Origin of the sequence: Ochrobactrum sp. MYb379, assembly GCF_037479515.1 — a bacterium.
Classification (GTDB): domain Bacteria; phylum Pseudomonadota; class Alphaproteobacteria; order Rhizobiales; family Rhizobiaceae; genus Brucella.
This window is the reverse complement of the sequence record NZ_JBBGYW010000005.1, coordinates 121,801-142,460: the sequence shown is the minus strand read 5'-3', so window position 1 is coordinate 142,460 and position 20,660 is coordinate 121,801. Positions and strand designations below refer to the sequence as shown.

Below are 20,660 nucleotides of genomic sequence, written 5' to 3'. Positions count from 1 at the left end.
ACAGGAAGACACAAAATCAAACCCCGGCCGGTTCACTGGCCGGGGTTTTTCTTTTGGCTGACGCGACTATATGAGAGAGGAACAAGCGCTCTCGAAGGATAGGTTAATGGCCGGGAATATAGAGATCAAAAAGAGCGACGCTGCTGATAGCGGTCGCTATGTCGTCAACATTGATGGCGATGAAGCGGAGATGACTTATACGAAGCGAAGCTCGACGCTCATTTCAATCGATCACACATTCGTGCCCGATTCGATGCGCGGAAAAGGTGTTGCACAGGCGCTTGCGCTCAACGCTGTTGAAGACGCGCGTAAAACCGGCTGGAAGATCATTCCAATATGCAGCTTCATGCAGGCGCAAGTGAAGCGCCATGCTGATTGGGCAGATGTTATCGCGGGTGCAAACGCTTAGCGCAGGTCGCGGATGCGGCTTGCAAGGCTTTTCGGGCGCGAGATGCCTTTTGTTGTTTTTTCAGCTTCAAGCAGCTTGTTGATTGGCGAAGCAGGGCCTTCATTGTCTGCTGTAACAGCAACCATTTTGGCTGCCAGCACTGCCATCTCTTCACGCAACGCGGCATTTTCTTTCAGAATATCTGCGGGTGCGGCAGTCGCTGATGCTCCATTGCGCGCATGGCGTTCAAGCCGCTCTTGCGCATCAGAAAAATCAGCAATTAGTTTATCGAGCTTCTGCTGCAATTCTGTATTGCGGCGCTTCTCGCTTTTCAGTTCAGTCTGTGCAGCAGTCAATTGCGTCGAAACCTCGTTATAGCGAGCAGATGCATCTTTACGTTCCCGACGCATTTCGCTCATCTCATTTGCCAAACGACCATGCTCGGCCTCTTTGGCACTTAACTCTATACGAAGCGTATCGGTCAGTTCTTCAAGAGATGAAAGGTGTTTTTGCAGGCGCTGCACTTCGGCTTCGACAATTTCCGCCTCTTCCGCTGCATTCTCACGTTCAATAGTGACCTCTGCTATTCGCTTGTCGCGAGCAATGAGCGTTTCGTGAAGCTCGGCCATATCGGATTCAAGTTGAACGAAACGCTTGAGTTCATCATGTTGCTCACCGATCTGAATCAGCAGTTGCACTGATTTTCCACGTTCCAACTTGAGTTGCTGTTCGAGCTTGCTGGCGATAACCGCATGTTCTGCACGTAGGCCATCACGGTCCGCGCGAATTTCTGCAAGCGTGACTGGAAGTTCAGCATGAATTTGCCGTCGCGCCAAAAAGAAGGCACGACGCCAAACTGAAGGACCAAGCAGAACCACGACGAAAACCGCCACGAGAACGCCAAGTATGAAAATGAGCGCTGACTGGATCACGGCTTTTCACATCAGGGCGCATCTCGAAATTGTGAAACGGTTTTCGGGATACGCGTTTAAAAGACAGGAGCCGCCAGCCATATAGATGACTGGCGGCTGTTCATGATAAGAATCAGAAGGGATTCCATGTCGGCGCACCCGACAATTTCAGATAACCAATATTGACGCCCAACCGCGCACCAACGCCTGTGCGGATTGGCACCAGCATGATGTTCTGACGCTTGAGTACGTTGAAACCGACGCCGGCAATAACATAAGCCGAACCAGCGACACCGGCGTAGCGGCCATATAGGCTCTGGATGTCGTCGAGGTTATAGACGAGCATCATGACCCGCGAGCCTTGTCCGCCAAAATCCCAGCCGAGCGATGGGCCTTGCCAGAATGTGCGGTGATCACCAGCATTCTTTGTGTAAAGCGTGCCTTCGCCATAGGTCAGGCCGCCAATGAAAGCGCCAGAGCCTTCTTCACCCAGAATGTAGCCATTGGGCAGGCCAAAGCTCTGGAATGCTTTTTCAACGGCACTGGCAATGCCGCCCGACGTAGAACCAAAAAATCTGTGTCCGGAATCAACAATTTCCTGGGACGAATAAGTGTTGCTGCTCTGTGCCAGCGCATTGTGCGGCACGGCGATAATGGAGATCAAGAAGGCCGCAATAAACGCTAAACTATACGTCGCGTTGCGGAACCCGATCTGCGACAGGGACGGTATGGCCATTTATAAATTCCTTTTGCCTACCAGCTTCTCTGTCTGACGCCCTGTTAAAAGCCTTGGCGTACGTCTCTTATGAACGCTTTCGCCGAATCGCGCTTATTCTAACCGCTAAATTCTTGTCTAAATCTTTATGGACTGAAATTGGCTTTAGAATGGCGGCAAAAAACAGCTTTCTTGCGGCAACCCAACGTGGCGTGTATCCAGATTCTAAAGGTTCCTGATGATGATTCGTCGGGGTTTATGCTCATCAACTGATTGCCGCCTGACATCGGACTAAATGTCGATCATCAGAGACGGTTCGCGCCTGGAGAAAACACCATGCCATTGCCTGTTACCCTGTCCGCACTCGATCTTGGTGCGCTTCTGTGCAGCCGTATCTGTCATGACATCATTTCGCCGGTAGGCGCGATCAACAATGGCCTTGAGCTGCTAGAAGAAGGCGGCGCAGATGAAGACGCAATGGCGCTCATCAAGTCCAGCGCACGCAATGCGTCCGCCCGACTTCAGTTCGCCCGTATCGCATTTGGTGCTGCCGGTTCTGCAGGTGTGCAGATTGATACCGGCGACGCTCAGCATGTCGCCACGCAATATTTCGCAAATGAAAAGCCTGAACTGACCTGGGAAGGTGCACGCGTTCTGCTTCCAAAAAACAAGGTCAAGCTGCTGCTCAACCTGCTGCTCATCAGCAATGCGGCGATTCCTCGTGGTGGCTCGCTGGCTGTTCGCCTCGAAAATGGCGACACCGATCCACGCTTTGTGATTACTGCAAAGGGACGGATGCTGCGCGTTCCGCCAAAGTTCCTCGAGTTGCATTCAGGCGCAGAACCAGAAGAGCCAATCGACGCGCATTCGGTACAGCCGTATTATACGCTGCTGCTCGCCGAAGAAGCAGGCATGACCATTTCTATTCATGCAACCGCAGAAGACATTGTTTTCTCGGCTGAATAACGAACACAGCGCACACAAAAAAGCGCAGGGTCAAACCTGCGCTTTTTTTGTTGGCTACATATAAAATAAAAGGCTCCACTTGCGTGGAGCCTTATTCATTTCAGCCTTGATAAAGCGCTTATGCGCTTTCACGCATCTCTGCACCATCTGGCTCGCGCAGCACATAGCCACGTCCCCAAACAGTTTCGATAAAGCTCTGGCTACCTGAAACGGCATCCAGCTTCTTACGCAGCTTGCAGATAAACACGTCGATGATCTTCAGCTCAGGCTCGTCCATACCGCCGTAAAGGTGGTTCAGGAACATTTCCTTAGTGAGCGTCGTGCCCTTACGGAGCGAGAGCAGCTCAAGCATCTGATATTCTTTACCGGTCAGGTGAACGCGCTGACCACCAACTTCGACGGTCTTCGCGTCGAGGTTAACAATCAGATCGCCAGTGGTGATGACCGACTGAGCGTGACCCTTGGAACGACGAACGATCGCATGAATACGTGCGATCAGCTCATCCTTATGGAACGGCTTCGTCATGTAGTCGTCTGCACCGAAGCCGAGGCCACGAACCTTGTCCTCAATACCAGCCATGCCGGAGAGGATCAGGATAGGCGTCTTAACCTTCGACAGGCGCAGAGTACGCAGAACTTCGTAACCGGACATATCCGGCAAGTTCAGGTCGAGCAAAATGATGTCGTAATCATAAAGCTTGCCGAGATCGATGCCTTCTTCACCAAGATCGGTGGTGTAGACATTAAAGCTCTCGGACTTAAGCATGAGTTCAATGCTTTGTGCGATAGCACTGTCGTCTTCAATTAAAAGGACGCGCATACTTATCCCCTTTCCGCCGCTGACCAGATTTCCCTCACGGCAGCTGACGGAACTGTCGTTGCCTTACGCATGAAGGTGCCTGCAAATGGTTAACAAAATATGATTCCGGTTGGCAAGCCTATTTCTTTAACTATTAGAAAAAAACCGTATCCAACTGAATCACAAGCAATTATTTCGTTCATTCGATACTCATGAATCACATTAAGAAAACCTCTTAAGTGATTCAATTGACTCTAGCTTTCACCTGTTACTCAAAAAGCACACCATATTTACCGAGCCTTAATTCCTAACGCGTATGATTAACGTTGCCGGTAAAGAAATGGTTACCAAAAGGCTGAAATATTAACTTTTGTTTCGCTTAAATTAACCACTCTTAACATAGGCAGCTCAGCCGACGCCCTGAAAAGCAAGGCTTTGCAATGGTTTAAGCAGTATATTACGGGAAAACGCCTCCCTTATATGCCTGTTAATAAAGTCGGGGGGAACGCCCCAACGATTAGAAAGCTGGTTGGTGTTCAAGGAGTATTGCGTATGAAGCCACGTGAAAGCCTCGTCAGGCTGAAATTGTTCCAGGTGAAGGAAAAGCGCCGTCAGTTGGGCCAACTTGACCTGATGATGGGTGAGTTCGAACGGATGGCCGGAGAACTCGACGCCCAGATTCTATCGGAAGAGAAGAAGGCAGGCATCACTGACATTAATCATTTCGCTTATCCGACCTTTGCGAAAGCTGCACGTCAGCGTCGTGACAATCTGTTTGGTTCGATTCGTGATCTGATGCAGCAGAAAGAAGCCGCCGAAGCTGAACTCGTTGTCGCCGAAGCTGATCTTGCGAAAGCAGAAGCGCTGGAAGAGCGTGACGGCGTCAAGGCACCTCGCGAAATCGTTGAGCGCCCGCTCAACCAGCGTCGCGCGATGATCGGCTAAAAACAGCCGAACTTTATTGAAAAAGGCACGGTCTCCGAGAGGACGCCGGGCCTTTTCTATTTTCAAAGCGTCAGCAGATAGTCCTCGAAACGCTGGCCTTTCTGATGCCGAAATACTTGTCCATCGCTCACAATATTGGTGATGCGATCAAGCCGGAAGTTGCGGAAATCATTGCGACTTTCACACCAGCCGGTCAGCAACCACACGGCATCAAACATCGTCAGCCCAAGCGGCCTTACGCTGCGTTCAGTGGCTTTGTCCCGAAGATCCAGATACTCGATTTTCACGATGACGCGATCTCGAACCGCACGCCTCAGAAATGACAAATGCAGATTGGCCTTGCTATGTTCTTCCGTCATTTGCGACACAGCTCTGAGCGGAAGGCTTTTATATCGATCCCCTGCACCAGACTGCATCGTCGCACTGAGCTTGCCCGATACACGTTGCGCTGCAGCAGACAATTCTTCATCACCTCTGGCAACGACCAGTCTGACGCCAAGCATAATCGCTTCGAGCTCGTCGGCATCGAAATGCAGTGGCGGCAGAAAATACCCCTTCTCAAGCTGATACCCTAAGCCAGACTCGCCTCTAATTGGTGCACCCATGGCCTGCAAGGTCGCCATATCGCGATAAATCGTGCGGGGCGACACCTCCATGATCTCCGCAAGCGCCTCCGCCGAAACGGGCGCGGACGCAGAACGAAGCCTATCGAGCAGAGAAAAAAGGCGCAGGGTTTTCATGGGGATGGTCTATAGCACACCCCTGACAAAAACTGTCAGGGGGAAGATGTATTTGCGGCACTCCAGATGAAAAGGAGTACCTCATGTCTATCCCTTACTACGAAATCGTCGTTTACAAAATCAACGATGCCACAAGCGCTGACAAAGAACGCGATAGCGCCCGCAAGATCATCAGCGCCCTGCCCGGTTTTATATCATGGGTCCCATTCACCGGGGCCAGTGATGCCGAGGATCGCGCTGATCTCGTCGCATGGGCCTCAATGGATGACGCACTCGCCGCAGCAGAACGCGTGAGTACCGCACCTGAGTTTGCAGCCTTCAGGGCGACCCTGAAACAGATGGTATCAATAGGCCATTATACGGCACCGACAAAACCAGAAGTCCTTGTCACAGCAGGGAACGGGATTGAGTTGGGCCGTTTTCGCCTGAAATCGGGCATAAGCGAACATGCCATGCGCGAAGCCTATGCTGCGATGGTCAGCAAGCACCTCTCGCATCAACCCGGCTGGAACACGCAACATCTCGTCAAACTTGCAGACGGGACTTTTGTTGATCTGGCCTTTGCCGAGAACGAAACGACTGCCACCGAAATCTGCGCAAGCTGGCAAGGCAATGCCGACTGTGACGCGTTTCTGGCACTGATTGAGCCGATCGGCATGGAGTTCGGCACGATCCTCTGACCTGATCATGCCGCGTGATGCGCTTATTGCGCGGCATATGCCAATTCACATTTGCATTCCTGCTGCAGCTAGTAGTAGGAATTGCGCGCGATGCAGAAACACGTCCCCTCCGGGCAAGACAAGGCCCGCGATAAATTCACGATTAGCCATAAACCAAAGCCAGTCCAATGGGGCTTGCTGCTGGTTGCATCTGCGATTTTCATCTATATCGGCGAGCGACTTGGGCTACCGGCCGCATTCCTCTTGGGATCGATGCTCGGCGCGATTGTTCTGGCATCACGCGAAAGCGCGATTAAGGTTCACACCCATTTCTCGCTGCTTGCGCAGGCTATTGTTGGCTTGCTTATCGCGCGTGCCATGACGCAGGAATTTTTCAGCAATATGGGGCAGCATCTGCCGATCATCCTGCTCTCAACCGGCTTCACGCTGCTCGCCAGCACGACAGTCGGCTATCTTCTCGCAAGATTTCGTGTTTTACCGGGAACAACTGCCGTCTGGGGCGTTTCTCCGGGAGCTGCCACGGCAATCGTACTGATGGCCGAATCTTTCGGTGCAGACGCTCGACTGATCGCCTTCATGCAATATCTGCGTGTTGTTCTCGTTGCGACCGCCGCCTCGCTCGTCGTGATGTTTACGACCGATATCGAAATTGCGGCTCCAGCGGCCATAGAATGGTTTCCAGCGATAAACTGGCACACACTTGGCCCAACACTTGCCTTGATCGTCTGCGGTGCGTTTTTGGGCCAATTATCGCGCATTCCAACCGGAGCAATGCTCATACCGCTGGCGCTCGGTGCCTTGTTGCAGGATCTAGGCCTGATGACCATCGACCTGCCACCATGGTTGCTGGCAGGCAGCTATATTTTCATCGGCTGGCGCATTGGTCTTGGCTTCACACGCGGTATCATTGCACATGCGGCCCGAGCCTTTCCGGCAGTGCTTGGATCAACACTTATTCTAATTGCTGTCTGCGGATTATTCGGCATGGCGCTCGGCCATTTTTTGGGTCTCGACCCGCTCACCGCTTATCTGGCCACCAGCCCCGGCGGCGCCGATACGGTGGCAATTATCGCAGCATCAAGCCATGTCGATCTGCCATTCATTATTGCCATGCAAACAAGCCGCTTTTTCATCGTGTTGCTTGCTGGTCCGGCAATTGCCCGCTTCGTTGCGTCGCGCATTGCGAAACGGCAGAAATAAGAAAGCCCGACTTTCGCCGGGCTTTTCTCAATCACTGATTATCAGGCTTATTTGCCGTGAAAACTACGGATCGCGCCAATGATCTTGTCCTGATCTTCTTCTGACAGATACGGATGCATCGGCAGGCTCAGAATACGTGCAGGCAGGGCTTCCGAAACAGGCAAGCCGCCCGGTGCAATCGGATAATGTTTGTAAGCTGTCTGCAAGTGCAGCGGCTTCACATAGTAAATAACCGATGGAACACCAGCTGCCTGAAGATGTGCCTTCAGACCATCGCGGTTTTCGCTTTCAATCGAATACTGTGCCCAAGCCGAACGATTGCCAGCAGGCAGACCCGGAACCTTGACTACATCCTTGAGCAATTCATTGTAGCGCTTGGCAATACGGTCACGCGCTTCCATTTCGTCTTCAAGGATCGCCAGCTTTTCCAGAAGAATAGCGGCCTGAATTGTATCGAGGCGCGAGTTGAGGCCAATGCGAACATTGTCATACTGCGTTTCGCCCTTGCCGTGGAACAGCACGGAGCGCAGCGTGTCAGCGATTTCAGCATCATTGGTGAACATTGCACCGCCGTCGCCATAGCAGCCGAGCGGCTTGGCCGGATAGAAGCTTGTCGCACCAACATGGCCGAAAGCGCCGCACATGACATTGTCACGCTTGCCACCAATCGACTGAGCCGCATCTTCAATGATGAAGAGGCCTTCGCGATCAGCTACTGCGGTGATGCGGTTGTAATCGGCAGCAAGGCCAAACAGATCGACAGGAATGATTGCCTTTGGCTCAAGACGGCCTTCCTTGCGGACAGCAGCAATGGCAGCTTCAAGCTGTTCGATATTCATGTTGTAGGTGTCGGCATCCACATCGACGAAAACCGGCTCTGCACCAACAAGGGCAACAACTTCAGCGGTTGCAGCGAACGTAAACGATGGAACGAACACCGCATGGCCCGGGCCGATACCGCGTGCCATTAGAGGCATCTGCAAAGCGTCAGTACCGTTAGCACAAGCGATCACATGTTCCACGCCCAGATATTCACCGAGCTTCTTCTCAAACTCGGCCACTTCAGGACCGAGAATATAACGGCCTTCCGCAACTACCTTGGAAACGGCGGCATTGAGACGGTCTTCGATACGCGCGCGTTGCGCCCCAAGATCAATGAACTGCATGTTGGCTCCAATTTATCTGGTCCGCCCCATCAGAAGCGAATCCGCGACAATTCTCTTATTCCTTCACGCCCCTCCCTGCCATGGGGGGAGCGTTCAAAGTTTTGCGAATTTCGTAACACCAGTTGACAGAAATTTCTGTCAAAGGTTGGCTACTTAGAATGATTGACCGAACCTTCAGTCAGAATGCGCAACACATTAATTGCTTCCTGCCCATCGGTGCGCGGTGTTTCACGCGTTTCGATACAATGCAGGAAATGCTGCAATTCGCGTGTCAGCGGCATGCCTTCTTCGACAGCCACATATTCCGGCTCGACCGATTTGAAAGCCCACTGATCATTCTCACGCCAAACTTCATGCTTGTAGAATGCAAGCTTGCGATCCCAAGGTTCCGCATCGTCAAACACCAGCATGCCCTTGGTTCCGGTCACGCTCAGGCGACGCTCGCGATAAGAGTTCAATCGCGATGCAAACAGATGACCGCGAATGCCGCTCGGAAATTCGAGATGCACATGCGCAAAGTCGCTGATCTTATCAATAACCGCAGTACCCTCGCCGCGAACAGCTGAAGGCTCTTCGCCGGTAATTGCCAGAATCATCGACAAATCATGCGGTGCAAGATCCCAAAGTGCATCAAACTTGTCATGGAACTTGCCAAAGCCGACGCGGTGCGAATGCACATAGCGAACATCGCCGATGTCGCCGCTTTTCACCATATCAAGCAGTTTTTCAAAAGCTGGATGGAAACGCAGAATGTGACCGACCATGAACACGCGGTTATTTTCGCGTGCAGCTGCAACTTCTGCCTCAGCGTCTGCAACTTCAAGCGCAATCGGCTTTTCAACCAAAACGTCTTTGCCGTTCTTCACCGCTTCAATCGCATATTGCGCATGAAACTGTGCGGGCAGCGCCATAACGATGCCGTCAATATCGGGATGTGTGAAGAGCTCATCAACAGGGATATTCGGAACACCAAATTCAGAAGCAAATCGTTCTGCATTCTGTGGGTTCGCGTCAGAAACACCATGAAGGACACCGAGCCCCTTCAAGGTACGAATATGATTGCCGCCCCAATAGCCACAACCCAAAACCGCAATACGAGGTGCCATATAACTATGCCTTTGCTTTCCGCTAGTTACTTATCTACGCAAAACGTGGAAAACAAGACGAAAGCCATGCTAAGAGTGCTTGACAGGGTCCCATTACCCACATATACCGCCGCCATTCCTTGTGAAAACATTCGCTTGAGACGCTGGAAACGGTGTAGAATGGATTTTGCAAATGGTATGGCGGAGTAGCTCAGTAGGTTAGAGCAGAGGAATCATAATCCTTGTGTCGGCGGTTCGAATCCGTCCTTCGCTACCAACAACCCTCCCCACGAATTATTGCCGCTTCGGGCAAAATTTTCTCTCAACAAAACAATCAAATTATTATATCCATCAGCGAAAATTACAGCATGTCGCCCAAAAGTGGGAACCGGCTACGCGGGGCAATCACTCCACTGGAGTGATTTCTTATCCCGCTTCGATGGGATAAAGACATGCGTAAAAACACATAGATAATGCGTGTCTATTAAACGCGATACGTTGCGACACGCATTAAGAGTTGGTGGTATGATTTTTTTTAATCTCGCTTTTCTGGTGCTTCATCTGGTTTCGGTTGTGACCGGCGTTGCTGCGGGCATACTCTGGATGCGATCTGCGGGCGTTGATGTTCCAGCGATTAAGCCTTCAAAAAAGCTGCGCAAAGATGATGGCTCATTGTCTGGCGAGTGGGTTAACCAAGTCGCATCAAATCTTGATTCGCATCACAAGGGCTGGGTAAAAGCGACAGAGTATAATAAAGCCGCCGCAACTGCCGCCGCTATCGCCGCCTTATCACAGGCCGCTGTTTATGTTTTGAACATCGTGCAGAATCTTATGTCGCTATAAATTGCCGTCCAGATGTGCCAAGCTCGTCTTCGCGGACAAATCACAATACGGGGCAAAAATGAAATCATTGATCCTACTCATCACATGGATTTTCGGCGTCGCATGTGGCCTGTCACTGGCAAGCTGGCTGATGGCAAACGAACGCATCGGCGACGCAATCGTGATGCTCTACACGTCGAGCATCTTCGCTGTCGTGGCATTCGTTGTCCTTATTTATCTCGTTGCACGCCACGCATTGAATAACAAACGTCACCGATGATACTTTGCGACCACAGGCAATAGATAGATAATGTCCTCGCTCATCAACCAACCTCACCCATCCATCGACAAAGCTTCCATCAAGCAGCTGGTCGACACATTTTATGGTCGCGCGCGCGAGGATGAACTGATTGGTCCAGTTTTCACGAAAGCCGTTGCTGACTGGGATCATCACCTGGCGCAGATCGCGGAGTTCTGGTCATCGGTCATTCTGAAGACTGGCAGCTATGAAGGGCGACCCATGCCGCCGCATTTACGGCTGGGATTGCAAGGCGATCATTTTGATCGCTGGTTAGAGCTATTCGAACAGACCGCTCGTGAAGTCTTCCCGCCAGAGGGAGCCGTAATTTTTATCGACCGCGCGCGGCGTATTGCGGACAGCTTTGAAATGGCCATAGCCACGCATAGCGGGAAATTCACTAGCCCTCGCCATTCACGCAAGCCGTTATAGAAAACGCCCGCCGGTCAATTGAGCGGCGGGCGTTTTAATTTTATGCGGCGGGCTTAGTCTTTTCCGCCAGAAGCTGCTTCTCATGCCGAAGCAACATTCCGAAAAGATCACGCGGCTCGTCTGGATCGGCCAGAAGATCAAGCTGTACGTAGAAGCCGGTATCTTTCAGCTTGTCACGAACATAACGCAGCGCCGAAAAATCTTCCGTCGCAAAGCCAACCGAGTCAAACAGCGTAATCTGGCGCACATCGGTACGGCCTTCAATTTTGCCGGTAATCACTTCCCAGAGTTCCTTGACCGGATAATCGTCTGGCAACTGCTGAATTTCGCCTTCAATACGGGTCTGCGGTGGATATTCAACAAAAATATCCGAGCGACGCAGAATATCACCATGAAGCTCGGTCTTGCCCGGGCAATCGCCACCAACCGCATTGATATGCACGCCAGCACCAACCATGTTGTCGGTCAGGATTGTAGCATTGAGCTTATCGGCGGTAACGGTCGTGATGATATCCGCGCCTTCGACAACTTCCTCAACATTCTTGCAAATGACGATATCCAAACCGGTGCCTGCAAGATTGCGCGCGCATTTTTCCGAAGCGCTGCGGTCAAGATCGTAAAGGCGTAGCTTATCGATACCGAGAATTGCTTTGAATGCTAAGGCCTGAAACTCGCTCTGCGCACCATTACCGATGATCGCCATGGTGCGTGCGTTCTTTGGCGCAAGATGCTTGGCTGCAACGGCCGAAGTCGCAGCGGTGCGAAGCGCTGTCAGGATTGTCATTTCGGTCAACAGCATCGGATAACCATTGCCGACATCTGACAGAACGCCGAAAGCCGTCACGGTCTGCAAACCATCACGCGTGTTCTTCGGGTGACCGTTCACATATTTGAAGCCATAAAGTGTGCCGTCGCTTGTCGGCATCAACTCAATCACGCCTTCGTCGGAGTGCGATGCAACGCGTGGCGTCTTGTCAAAGCTTTCCCAACGGCGGAAATCTTCTTCAACATAATCAGCAAGCTCCTTGAGAAAGGTCTCTACGCCGACAGACAAAACCAGCTTCATCATGTGGTCAACACTGACGAAAGGCACGATATTGAGGTTCGGTTGGGTCATTCTAGCTCCTTACCATTCGGCGGCAAACTCTATTGGCTCGCCAGCCACGAATGCGGTTTCTGAAATCAATAATTGATGGTCGGGCGGTCCATGACACTGCGACCCAAAAGGCTCGCCATCAGGTCAACCATGACAGTTGCCGTGCGTCCGCGCTCATCGAGAAACGGGTTAAGCTCAACCAGATCAAGACTTGTCACCAAACCACTATCGTGCAGCATTTCCATAATGAGATGCGCTTCGCGGAAGGTCGCGCCACCCGGCACAGTCGTGCCAACAGCAGGTGCAATCGCCGGATCAAGGAAATCAACGTCGAGGCTGACATGCAGCAGACCGTTTTCGCTTTTCACACGATCAAGGAAACGGCGAAGAAGTGCTGCAACGCCATGCTCGTCGATCAAACGCATATCGAAAACCGAAACCTTGGTCTTCTGAATGGCTTCGCGTTCTGCCGGATCAACGCTGCGAATACCCATCATGCAGACATTCTTGGGATCAACGGCGGCGGCCAGATCAGGGAAGTAACCTTCAAAACCCTTCTGACCAGTATAATACGCAACTGGTGTGCCGTGCAGATTACCGCTCGCGGTGGTTTCCAACGTATGGAAATCCGTATGCGCATCAAGCCAGAGCACAAATTGCGTGCGGCCTTTTTCGGCAGCACGGCGCGCGATACCCGGAACAGTTCCTGCTGCGAGCAGATGATCGCCACCAAGGAAAATCGGAAAACCTTCTTCGCTTTCGCGATAGGCAGCTTCGCTGATCGCTTCGATCCATGCAACTGCATGTGGGAGCGCTTTGAGCGCCTTGTTCGGATGATCGAACGAGCGCTGCTCTGCTGGCACCAGATTGCCAAGATCTGTGTACTCGTGGCCGAGTTCTTCAATGGCTTTAGCAATACCGGCAGCGCGATAACCGTCGGGGCCCATGTTGCAGCCGAGACGTCCAGTGCCTTCCTGAACAGGCAATCCCAATATCTTGCAATGCATAAAGTAGGAATCCTTCTTTTTTCTATCTGAAATTGACCATTTAAGCTTGGCAATGTGAAGCAACCGGATTGGCAATTTTATCGGTTTGGTTTATCAGAATGGTGGATTGGCTTTTCAAAATGGAGAAAACATGGACGATCTGGATGAAAAGCTTATCACGCTTTTACGTCATAATGGCAGACGCAGCATTTCCGATGTGTCGATTGATCTTGGCGTTTCGCGCGCGACGGTTCGTGCCCGCATGGAAAAGCTGGAGCAGTCCGGCGACATTATCGGATATACGGTGATCCTGCGATCTGATGCAGTGGATCTGCCAGTGCGCGGTATCATGATGATCGAAATCGAAGGCCATGTCGCCGACCGGGTGGTAAAATCGCTTGGCGGATTTTCCGAAATTTCCGCAATTCATACCACCAATGGTCGTTTTGATTTGGTTGTGGAACTGGGTGCTGCAACACTGACCGATTTCGATGCCGTGCTACGTCGTATTCGATTGGTGCCGGGCATCAAGGCCAGCGAAACAAATCTGCTGCTGGCAACGCCGCGCTCGACGCGCGCACGTCTGTAATAAAAAAGCCGGAGAATACTCCGGCTTTTTTCACTTCTATTAGGCAAGCACAGGATAATCCGTGTAACCCTTGGCACCACCACCATACATATTCTGCTGATCCAGCTCATTGAGCGGAGCATTGTCCTTCAAGCGGCGCACAAGATCAGGGTTCGAGATGAACGGCTTGCCAAAAGCAACCACATCAGCGCGACCGCTTTCGATTTCCTGTTCGGCCAAGTCACGATCATAGCCATTATTGACCATCCAGGCAGCTTCGCCACCGGCATCACGATAAACCTGCTTGAGACGCGCATAATCAAATGGCTGCGGACCCTGCTGGAAATCACGCGGACCGCCCGTCGCACCTTCGATGATGTGAATATAGGCAAGACCGTAAGAAGCCAGCTTTTCGATCACATAATCGAACAGTGGCTGCGGATCGGAATCCGATGCGTCATTGGCAGGTGTTACTGGCGAAAGACGAATACCGACCTTACCCGCCGGGATGGATTTCGTGATAGCGTCGACCACTTCAAACAGGAAGCGCGCACGGTTTTCAATCGAGCCACCATATTCATCGGTGCGATGATTACTGTCTGAACGCAGGAACTGGTCAATCAGATAACCATTTGCAGCGTGGATTTCGACGCCGTCAAAACCAGCGACTTCAACCGCATCCTTTGCAGCCTTGGCATAGGTCGCAACAATTTCTGGCAACTCGCTCTTTTCAAGGGCGCGGGGCTCAGACGTTGGTGCAAATTCGCCGGTGCCGTCTGGATGCACCAGATAAGTCTTTGACTTTGCTGTAATGGCCGAAGGCGCGACTGGCTTGCCGCCATTTGGCTGCAATGTGTCATGCGAAATACGGCCCACATGCCACATCTGCACGACGATCTTGCCGCCGGCGCTGTGAACAGCATCGGTCACACGCTTCCAGCCAGCAAGCTGCTCATCGGAATAAAGGCCCGGCACATCGGCATAGCCCTGTCCCTGATGGCTGATCGGCGTTGCCTCGGTGATGATCAGACCGGCACTCGCGCGCTGTTCATAATAGGTGACGTTAAGGTCGTTTGGCACAGCGCGGGGCGAACGATTGCGCGTCAGCGGTGCCATAACAACACGATTGGCAAGTTTAAGATCGCCGATTGTGATTGGATCGAACAATGTGGCCATAGATGCATTTCCTTCAAGTGGGAACGATTGGGCGAATTGGTAAAATGGGCTAAAGATCGGATAGCGATTTGAGCAAGGCTGCAATTGCCTCCTCATCGCGCTTGTAGAAGGTCCATTGGCCAACACGGTGGGGCGTAATCAGCCCCGCTTTCGTCAGCACGGACAAATGAGCAGAAACGGTGGATTGCGAAAGACCACACCGTTCAAACTGACCGGCGCACACGCCCATCTCCAAAGACATGTGCTGAGCGGAGAAATGCTTCTCCGGCTGCTTAAGCCAGCTTAAAATGTCGAGACGAACAGGATGGCCAAGTGCCTTGAGTATCTCGTCCAACGGCATAGCTGCTGCTATAGATTGAATGTCCGACATCATGGTCACCTCGCTGATCTTCCTTCATATCGTCATTTCACGATATATGTATCGCTCAATTCCGATTTTAAAAGACCCTGCGCGTTCACAGGCGCGTGAACGATGAATATACATGCTTTCCTGTGGACCATTATGACGGTCGTGATTGCGTCAAAAAGCTATCCGACTATGTTCACACCAGATATTTTGAATTGGAATAAATAATGGCCAACGACATCAAGCGCATTGCCGCAATCATCGCAGCGGAAATCAACGCAAAGCCCGAACAGGCCATAGCAGCCATTGGTCTTCTGGATGAAGGCTCGACTGTGCCGTTTGTTGCGCGCTACCGTAAGGAAGTCACCGGCGGGCTTGACGACACTCAATTGCGAACGCTCGATGAGCGCCTTTCTTATCTGCGTGAGCTTGAAGCACGGCGCACCTCCATTCTGGAATCAATCCGCGGACAGGAAAAACTGACGCCCGAACTCGAACTGAAAATTGCAGGCGTTACCACCAAGGCCGAGCTTGAAGACCTCTATCTGCCCTATAAGCCCAAGCGCCGCACCAAGGCCGAAATCGCCCGCGAACGCGGCCTTGGACCGCTTGCCGAAGCCATTATGAGCGACCGCAAGCTGGTTCCAGCAGATATTGCCATACAATATGTCACCGGCGATGTTGTAGATGTAAAAGCAGCCCTTGAAGGCGCACGCGACATCATTGCGGAAGGTTTTACTGAAAATGCTGAACTGATCGGCAATCTGCGTAATTACCTCAAAGAACGCGCTATTCTGCGCTCCCGCGTCGTAACTGGTAAAGAAGCGGAAGGCGCGAAATTCTCCGATTATTTCGACCATTTTGAACGCTGGGGCAATGTTGCAGGCCATCGCGCATTGGCCATGCTCCGTGGTCGCAACGAAGATTTCCTCTCGCTCGACATCGAAATTGATGCCGACGATACTTCCCCTGTAAAACCAGTCGAACGCAAGATCGCCGCCGCTTACAATATCGGCGGAACGTTACCCGGCGACCGCTGGCTGATGGAAGTTGCAGGCTGGGCATGGCGTGTAAAGCTCTCGCTGTCCCTCTCGCTTGATCTGATGCGTGACCTGCGTGAACGCTCTGAAGAAGAGGCGATCAACGTCTTCGCCCGCAACATGAAAGACCTGCTGCTGGCCGCCCCTGCCGGTTCGCGTGCAACCATGGGCCTTGATCCGGGCATCCGCACCGGCGTTAAGGTCGCTATCGTCGATGATACCGGCAAGCTGCTTGACACAACGACAGTCTATCCTTTTCCGCCAAAGAACGATGTGCGCGGCACACAGGCCGAGCTTGCAAGCCTGATCCGCAAACACAAGATCGAGCTGATTGCGATTGGCAACGGAACAGGCAGCCGCGAAACCGAACGTCTTGTCGTGGATATGCTCAACGAATTGCCAGCGCCAAAGCCGCTCAAAGTCATCGTGTCGGAAGCAGGCGCGTCGGTCTATTCAGCCTCCGCAACCGCTGCCGCTGAATTCCCGCAGCTTGACGTTTCGTTGCGCGGTGCGGTCTCGATTGCACGCCGCTTGCAGGACCCTCTGGCAGAGCTTGTGAAGATTGAGCCAAAATCCATCGGCGTCGGCCAGTATCAGCACGATGTCGACCAGGTCCGCCTTGCCCGCTCACTGGACGCTGTGGTCGAAGACGCCGTGAACGCTGTCGGCGTCGATCTCAACATGGCATCTGCGCCGCTCCTTGCCCGGGTATCCGGCCTTGGAAAATCTCTTGCCGAAGCAATCGTCGCGCATCGTGACGAAGTTGGAGCTTTCAAGAACCGCAAGGACCTGCTGAAAGTCGCCCGCCTCGGCAACCGTGCTTTCGAGCAATGTGCAGGCTTTCTGCGTATCGCCAACGGCACCGAGCCACTTGATGCATCCTCCGTTCACCCGGAAGCCTATGGCGTTGCGAAAAAGATCGTTTCCGCCTGCGGCCGCGATGTGCGCAGCCTCATGGGTGATAGTGCTGCTCTCAAAGCGCTCGATCCGCGCGTCTTTGTCGATGAGCGTTTTGGTCTGCCAACCGTGCGCGACATCATTGCGGAACTTGACAAGCCGGGTCGCGACCCACGTCCTGGCTTTAAGACTGCGACCTTTGCCGATGGCATCGATGACATCAAGGACCTGAAACCCGGCATGGTGCTGGAAGGCACAGTTACCAACGTCGCGGCCTTTGGTGCCTTTGTCGATATCGGTGTGCATCAGGACGGACTTGTCCATGTTTCGCAGCTCGCCGATAAATTTGTCAAAGACCCGCATGAAGTGGTCAAGGCTGGCGATGTGGTGAAGGTGCGCGTGACGGAAGTGGATGTGCCACGCAAGCGCATCGGCCTCACAATGCGTAAAGATGGTGGCGAAGCCCCTGCCCCACGCAACAATGCACAACGTGATACAAAACCTGCATCGAAGCAGAACTTTGCTCCGCGCAAACAGGAACAACCATCAACCGGCGGTTTCGGCGCGGCCCTTCTGGAAGCAATGAAGAAGAAATAAACTAAATTTTATTGCCGATTGGAAAGCCGGTTGAGACTCGTCTCACCGGCATTTCATCGGTGGGAATGATCCAGCCATTGTGAATGGCGACACGCACTTCATCGCCTTCTTCCAACCGTATCGGATCGCGCACTTCAAAATGCAGGTGAATATCCGGCTTTGTCAGCGGCGATGCCTCGATGCGCGAACCGCCACCCCGATAAACGGAGCGCTTGACCCGCACGGGGATGCCGCCACTCTCGACCAATTGCAAATCCTCTGCGCGAACGCAGAGCTGCGCATTCGCACGCGGCATTTCAATGCCTGAACAACGCACCTGCGCACGGCTTCCCAGCACTAACGCCTCGCAATGTCCCGCTTGCGCAAAAGACACGACCTCCGCAGGCAGAACCATGCCATGCGCGATAAAGGACGCGACCATTTCGCTGGCCGGCTCTTCGTAAAGCTTGCGCGGCGTATCGAACTGCTGAAGCTTGCCATGATCAAGCACCGCAATCCGGTCAGCAAGCGCCATGGCCTCGGCCTGGTCATGCGTGATGTAGATAATCGTCGTACCAGTGCGCTTGTGGAAAGCCGCAAACTCGTCTTCCATCGAAGCACGCAAATGCACATCGAGATTGGCAAGCGGTTCGTCAAACAAGACCAGTGAAGGGGCTGCTACCAGACAGCGGGCCAAAGCCACACGCTGCCGCTGACCGCCCGAAAGATTGGCCGGGCGACGATCACCGAACCCATCAAGATCAACCAGTGCCAGCGCTTGGCGAACGCGGGCCTCGCGCTCGGCTTTGGCAACCTTTGCCACCCGCAGACTATAGCCGACATTCTCGGCGACCGTCATATGCGGCCACAGAGCGTAATTCTGGAAGACGATGCCGACCTGCCGCTTTTCCGGTGGCACGTTGCCGTCAACATGGGAAACGCGGCTGTCCCCAATATGGATTTCGCCGCCATCGACATCTTCAAAACCAGCAATCATCCGCAGAAGCGTGGTCTTGCCGCAGCCTGACGGTCCGAGAATAGCAACAAACTCGCCGTCCTTCACATCGAGCGACACTGCAGACAGGGCCTGAAATTCATTGAAGGCCTTGGAAACCTGTTCGATTTTCAGTCGCGCCATGGCAGCACTCCATTTGGAAGACGACGCGCAAACAGATTTGTTGCAAGCATCAGCATGAATGTCACCGCAACGGCCAGAATGGATATGGCAGCCGCATAGGCGGAATCGCCCGCCTGTTCAAAAGAAAACATCACCACGCCCAGCGTTTCCGATCCCGACGCCCAGAGAAGCGCCGAAACCGTCAGCTCACAGAATGCGGTCATGAAAATGAGCACGCCGCCTGCAAGCGTCGCTGGTGCGACAAGAGGAAATATAATGGTCCTGAGGCGATAGAAAAGCCCTGCGCCCGCAATTCGCGCTGCTTCTTCCAGCGCACGGTCGATCTGGTGAAGGCCAGCAACAGTTGGCCGCAGCGCCAAAACAAAGAAGCGTGCGAGATAAGCAAACAGGATGATCCAGAGCGTGTTGTAGAGGCTGACACCAACCACCGGCAACGGCTTCAAGAACAACAGCAAGCAAGCGATGGCCAGCACCACGCCCGGCAAAGCATAGGGCATTTCGGCTGCAAAATTGAGGATCGGCGTCCAGCGCCGTTTGCGCCATGCCAGCATATAGGCCAGCGGAACCGCGATCAGCACAGCAAACACAGCAGCCGCAAAGGACAGCATAAGGCTATTGCCAAATGCCCGCGCCGAACCCGCATGCTCAAGCATAACAAAGCGGAAATTTTCAAGCGTTGCTGTCGCAAATGTAAGCGGCACGCCATAGGCCGGAACCAGTGCTGAGAGCGTCAAGCCAATCAGCGGCAGAAACAGCACGATCACGATCAACAGCCATGCAGCTAACTCCGCCCATATAAGCCATACACCCAGCGCAAAAGGTGCTGCTGGAAGCGACGTTGAGACGATACGGAAATCGCGACGACGCGAGGCATAATCCTGTGCTGCGATCCCTGCCATAGCGATCAGACCGATCAGCACTGAAAGCACAGCAACACTCGACAGCACGGCTGGCCCACCACCCGCAAGACGCTGATAAATCAGCGTTGGCAAAACAAGATAATTCGATGGAATCCCCAGAAACGCAGGGATGCCGAAATTGCCGACACATGAGACAAAAGCTAGGGCCGCAGCACCAATGATCGATGGCGTCATCAGCGGCAGGATAATGGTGCGCAAAACGGTCCATTTGCTGGCACCGGCGCTCAGGCCTGCTTCGACCAGTTCGCGTGGGAGTTTACGCAGGCCAGCGCGCACGATCAGAAAGACCAGCGGCCCATATTGCACTCCGAGCAGAAAGATGATGCCCCAGACGGAATAAAGCGGATTACGGCTGCCAAGCGGCGGTGCCATGCCGATGAGTTTGAGCAATTGACTCGACGGGCCAAAAAGCTGAAGCCATGCAAGTGCTGTTACCTGCGGGGCAATCAGCAGCGGGGTCACATAGAAAAGCACGAAGACATTACGCCCGCGCATATCGGTCAAGCCAACGAGCAACGCCGCGACAATGCCAAAGGCCAGCGCCAGCAGCGTGCCGCCAATACCTATTTGCAGCGAATGCCATGTGGCAACCCATGTCGAACGGGTGCTTAATGTTTCAACAAGAACAGACGTTGATAGTTGTCCTTGCGGTGCAATCAACTCTAAAAGCAGCCGCATTAGTGGCAGAAGCGAAAGCACCGCAACAATCAGCGTTATACCAACAATCAGGGCCGTATCACGGCCCTGAAGATCTCGAAACATGCGCATGT

Annotated in this window: 22 protein-coding genes and 1 tRNA gene; 11 read left to right on the top strand and 12 right to left on the bottom strand. The window is 53.0% G+C overall.

The annotated features are described in order from the left end of the window. Positions 1-106: 106 nt before the first annotated feature. Positions 107-409 carry a GNAT family N-acetyltransferase gene (locus WH356_RS12995; protein WP_339511436.1) on the top strand — a complete coding sequence of 101 codons (303 nt, stop codon included), beginning with the start codon at positions 107-109 and terminating at the stop codon, positions 407-409. On the opposite strand, the gene WH356_RS12990 is transcribed toward WH356_RS12995, so the two are convergent. Both WH356_RS12990 and WH356_RS12985 read right to left on the bottom strand, forming a co-directional pair. Next, positions 406-1,296, bottom strand: a complete 891-nt coding sequence (locus tag WH356_RS12990; RefSeq protein ID WP_339511766.1) for a hypothetical protein — start codon at positions 1,294-1,296, stop codon at positions 406-408. The genes WH356_RS12995 and WH356_RS12990 overlap by 4 nt on opposite strands. Before the next feature lie 136 nt (positions 1,297-1,432). Further along, entirely contained in the window at positions 1,433-2,035 is a 603-nt protein-coding gene (locus tag WH356_RS12985; protein ID WP_339511434.1) for a DUF1134 domain-containing protein, read from the bottom strand. 315 nt (positions 2,036-2,350) lie between these two features. Here WH356_RS12985 and chpT point away from each other — a divergent pair, with 315 nt between their 5' ends. Next, positions 2,351-2,980, top strand: coding sequence for a histidine phosphotransferase ChpT (gene chpT / locus WH356_RS12980; protein ID WP_339511432.1), 630 nt, complete (start codon positions 2,351-2,353; stop codon positions 2,978-2,980). 118 nt (positions 2,981-3,098) lie between these two features. On the opposite strand, the gene ctrA is transcribed toward chpT, so the two are convergent. Next, complete coding sequence (ctrA, locus tag WH356_RS12975) at positions 3,099-3,800, bottom strand: response regulator transcription factor CtrA (protein WP_339511430.1); 702 nt, start codon at positions 3,798-3,800, stop codon at positions 3,099-3,101. A gap of 531 nt (positions 3,801-4,331) precedes the next feature. Between ctrA and WH356_RS12970 the strand changes: the two genes are divergently transcribed. Next, positions 4,332-4,724 carry a flagellar export protein FliJ gene (locus tag WH356_RS12970; RefSeq protein WP_250038718.1) on the top strand — a complete coding sequence of 131 codons (393 nt, stop codon included), beginning with the start codon at positions 4,332-4,334 and terminating at the stop codon, positions 4,722-4,724. 62 nt (positions 4,725-4,786) lie between these two features. Here the strand turns inward: WH356_RS12970 and WH356_RS12965 are convergent, their stop codons facing one another. Further along, positions 4,787-5,464, bottom strand: coding sequence for a helix-turn-helix transcriptional regulator (locus WH356_RS12965; protein ID WP_339511428.1), 678 nt, complete (start codon positions 5,462-5,464; stop codon positions 4,787-4,789). Positions 5,465-5,547: 83 nt separating this feature from the next. On the opposite strand from WH356_RS12965, the gene WH356_RS12960 reads away from it, so the two are divergent. Both WH356_RS12960 and WH356_RS12955 read left to right on the top strand, forming a co-directional pair. Next, positions 5,548-6,144: a hypothetical protein gene (locus WH356_RS12960; RefSeq protein WP_339511425.1), complete on the top strand. Its 597-nt coding sequence runs from the start codon at positions 5,548-5,550 to the stop codon at positions 6,142-6,144. Positions 6,145-6,234: 90 nt separating this feature from the next. Further along, entirely contained in the window at positions 6,235-7,344 is a 1,110-nt protein-coding gene (locus WH356_RS12955) for an AbrB family transcriptional regulator (protein ID WP_339511422.1), read from the top strand. A 47-nt stretch (positions 7,345-7,391) separates the two neighbouring features. Here WH356_RS12955 and WH356_RS12950 read toward each other — a convergent pair whose 3' ends face one another. Continuing rightward, positions 7,392-8,510, bottom strand: a complete 1,119-nt coding sequence (locus WH356_RS12950; RefSeq protein ID WP_339511420.1) for a DegT/DnrJ/EryC1/StrS family aminotransferase — start codon at positions 8,508-8,510, stop codon at positions 7,392-7,394. Between the two features lie 149 nt (positions 8,511-8,659). Then, entirely contained in the window at positions 8,660-9,616 is a 957-nt protein-coding gene (locus WH356_RS12945) for a Gfo/Idh/MocA family protein (RefSeq protein ID WP_339511418.1), read from the bottom strand. Between the two features lie 179 nt (positions 9,617-9,795). Here WH356_RS12945 and WH356_RS12940 point away from each other — a divergent pair. From WH356_RS12940 to WH356_RS12925, 4 genes are all read left to right on the top strand, one after another. Next, positions 9,796-9,872 (top strand) — tRNA-Met (locus tag WH356_RS12940). A gap of 248 nt (positions 9,873-10,120) precedes the next feature. Continuing rightward, the gene (locus WH356_RS12935; RefSeq protein ID WP_339511416.1) at positions 10,121-10,438 is read left to right on the top strand and encodes a hypothetical protein; all 318 of its coding nucleotides are present in this window, start codon (positions 10,121-10,123) and stop codon (positions 10,436-10,438) included. Between the two features lie 58 nt (positions 10,439-10,496). Further along, positions 10,497-10,697, top strand: coding sequence for a hypothetical protein (locus WH356_RS12930; protein WP_339511414.1), 201 nt, complete (start codon positions 10,497-10,499; stop codon positions 10,695-10,697). A gap of 30 nt (positions 10,698-10,727) precedes the next feature. Further along, positions 10,728-11,147 carry a group III truncated hemoglobin gene (locus tag WH356_RS12925; protein WP_339511412.1) on the top strand — a complete coding sequence of 140 codons (420 nt, stop codon included), beginning with the start codon at positions 10,728-10,730 and terminating at the stop codon, positions 11,145-11,147. Positions 11,148-11,187: 40 nt separating this feature from the next. Here the strand turns inward: WH356_RS12925 and WH356_RS12920 are convergent, their stop codons facing one another. Together WH356_RS12920 and rocF are read right to left on the bottom strand one after the other, a co-directional pair. Then, a complete protein-coding gene (locus tag WH356_RS12920) occupies positions 11,188-12,264 on the bottom strand; it encodes an ornithine cyclodeaminase (protein ID WP_339511410.1) in 1,077 nt (358 codons plus the stop codon). 65 nt (positions 12,265-12,329) lie between these two features. After that, the gene (gene rocF, locus WH356_RS12915) at positions 12,330-13,250 is read right to left on the bottom strand and encodes an arginase (RefSeq protein ID WP_339511408.1); all 921 of its coding nucleotides are present in this window, start codon (positions 13,248-13,250) and stop codon (positions 12,330-12,332) included. Between the two features lie 130 nt (positions 13,251-13,380). Between rocF and WH356_RS12910 the strand changes: the two genes are divergently transcribed. Then, positions 13,381-13,818, top strand: coding sequence for an Lrp/AsnC family transcriptional regulator (locus WH356_RS12910; protein WP_339511406.1), 438 nt, complete (start codon positions 13,381-13,383; stop codon positions 13,816-13,818). 39 nt (positions 13,819-13,857) lie between these two features. Here WH356_RS12910 and WH356_RS12905 read toward each other — a convergent pair whose 3' ends face one another. Together WH356_RS12905 and WH356_RS12900 are read right to left on the bottom strand one after the other, a co-directional pair. Next, positions 13,858-14,973 carry an alkene reductase gene (locus WH356_RS12905; RefSeq protein WP_339511404.1) on the bottom strand — a complete coding sequence of 372 codons (1,116 nt, stop codon included), beginning with the start codon at positions 14,971-14,973 and terminating at the stop codon, positions 13,858-13,860. Positions 14,974-15,022: 49 nt separating this feature from the next. Further along, positions 15,023-15,343, bottom strand: a complete 321-nt coding sequence (locus WH356_RS12900; RefSeq protein WP_339511764.1) for an ArsR/SmtB family transcription factor — start codon at positions 15,341-15,343, stop codon at positions 15,023-15,025. 203 nt (positions 15,344-15,546) lie between these two features. Here WH356_RS12900 and WH356_RS12895 point away from each other — a divergent pair, with 203 nt between their 5' ends. Beyond that, positions 15,547-17,853 carry a Tex family protein gene (locus WH356_RS12895; RefSeq protein ID WP_339511402.1) on the top strand — a complete coding sequence of 769 codons (2,307 nt, stop codon included), beginning with the start codon at positions 15,547-15,549 and terminating at the stop codon, positions 17,851-17,853. 1 nt (position 17,854) lies between these two features. Here WH356_RS12895 and WH356_RS12890 read toward each other — a convergent pair whose 3' ends face one another. Continuing rightward, positions 17,855-18,970: an ABC transporter ATP-binding protein gene (locus WH356_RS12890; RefSeq protein WP_339511400.1), complete on the bottom strand. Its 1,116-nt coding sequence runs from the start codon at positions 18,968-18,970 to the stop codon at positions 17,855-17,857. Further along, positions 18,958-20,658 (bottom strand): ABC transporter permease, encoded by a 1,701-nt coding sequence (locus WH356_RS12885; RefSeq protein WP_339511398.1) that lies wholly within the window; start codon positions 20,656-20,658, stop codon positions 18,958-18,960. Before WH356_RS12885 ends, WH356_RS12890 begins: the two co-directional genes overlap by 13 nt. Positions 20,659-20,660: the final 2 nt, after the last annotated feature.

What these genes read in the sequence shown, in the direction of transcription:
- WH356_RS12995 (WP_339511436.1), top strand. Translation starts at nt 107, where the DNA reads ATGGCCGGGAATATAGAGATCAAAAAGAGCGACGCTGCTGATAGCGGT.
- WH356_RS12985 (WP_339511434.1), bottom strand. Translation starts at nt 2,035, where the DNA reads ATGGCCATACCGTCCCTGTCGCAGATCGGGTTCCGCAACGCGACGTAT.
- chpT (WP_339511432.1), top strand. Translation starts at nt 2,351, where the DNA reads ATGCCATTGCCTGTTACCCTGTCCGCACTCGATCTTGGTGCGCTTCTG.
- ctrA (WP_339511430.1), bottom strand. Translation starts at nt 3,800, where the DNA reads ATGCGCGTCCTTTTAATTGAAGACGACAGTGCTATCGCACAAAGCATT.
- WH356_RS12970 (WP_250038718.1), top strand. Translation starts at nt 4,332, where the DNA reads ATGAAGCCACGTGAAAGCCTCGTCAGGCTGAAATTGTTCCAGGTGAAG.
- WH356_RS12965 (WP_339511428.1), bottom strand. Translation starts at nt 5,464, where the DNA reads ATGAAAACCCTGCGCCTTTTTTCTCTGCTCGATAGGCTTCGTTCTGCG.
- WH356_RS12960 (WP_339511425.1), top strand. Translation starts at nt 5,548, where the DNA reads ATGTCTATCCCTTACTACGAAATCGTCGTTTACAAAATCAACGATGCC.
- WH356_RS12955 (WP_339511422.1), top strand. Translation starts at nt 6,235, where the DNA reads ATGCAGAAACACGTCCCCTCCGGGCAAGACAAGGCCCGCGATAAATTC.
- WH356_RS12950 (WP_339511420.1), bottom strand. Translation starts at nt 8,510, where the DNA reads ATGCAGTTCATTGATCTTGGGGCGCAACGCGCGCGTATCGAAGACCGT.
- WH356_RS12945 (WP_339511418.1), bottom strand. Translation starts at nt 9,616, where the DNA reads ATGGCACCTCGTATTGCGGTTTTGGGTTGTGGCTATTGGGGCGGCAAT.
- WH356_RS12935 (WP_339511416.1), top strand. Translation starts at nt 10,121, where the DNA reads ATGATTTTTTTTAATCTCGCTTTTCTGGTGCTTCATCTGGTTTCGGTT.
- WH356_RS12930 (WP_339511414.1), top strand. Translation starts at nt 10,497, where the DNA reads ATGAAATCATTGATCCTACTCATCACATGGATTTTCGGCGTCGCATGT.
- WH356_RS12925 (WP_339511412.1), top strand. Translation starts at nt 10,728, where the DNA reads ATGTCCTCGCTCATCAACCAACCTCACCCATCCATCGACAAAGCTTCC.
- WH356_RS12920 (WP_339511410.1), bottom strand. Translation starts at nt 12,264, where the DNA reads ATGACCCAACCGAACCTCAATATCGTGCCTTTCGTCAGTGTTGACCAC.
- rocF (WP_339511408.1), bottom strand. Translation starts at nt 13,250, where the DNA reads ATGCATTGCAAGATATTGGGATTGCCTGTTCAGGAAGGCACTGGACGT.
- WH356_RS12910 (WP_339511406.1), top strand. Translation starts at nt 13,381, where the DNA reads ATGGACGATCTGGATGAAAAGCTTATCACGCTTTTACGTCATAATGGC.
- WH356_RS12905 (WP_339511404.1), bottom strand. Translation starts at nt 14,973, where the DNA reads ATGGCCACATTGTTCGATCCAATCACAATCGGCGATCTTAAACTTGCC.
- WH356_RS12900 (WP_339511764.1), bottom strand. Translation starts at nt 15,343, where the DNA reads ATGTCGGACATTCAATCTATAGCAGCAGCTATGCCGTTGGACGAGATA.
- WH356_RS12895 (WP_339511402.1), top strand. Translation starts at nt 15,547, where the DNA reads ATGGCCAACGACATCAAGCGCATTGCCGCAATCATCGCAGCGGAAATC.
- WH356_RS12890 (WP_339511400.1), bottom strand. Translation starts at nt 18,970, where the DNA reads ATGGCGCGACTGAAAATCGAACAGGTTTCCAAGGCCTTCAATGAATTT.
- WH356_RS12885 (WP_339511398.1), bottom strand. Translation starts at nt 20,658, where the DNA reads ATGCGCATGTTTCGAGATCTTCAGGGCCGTGATACGGCCCTGATTGTT.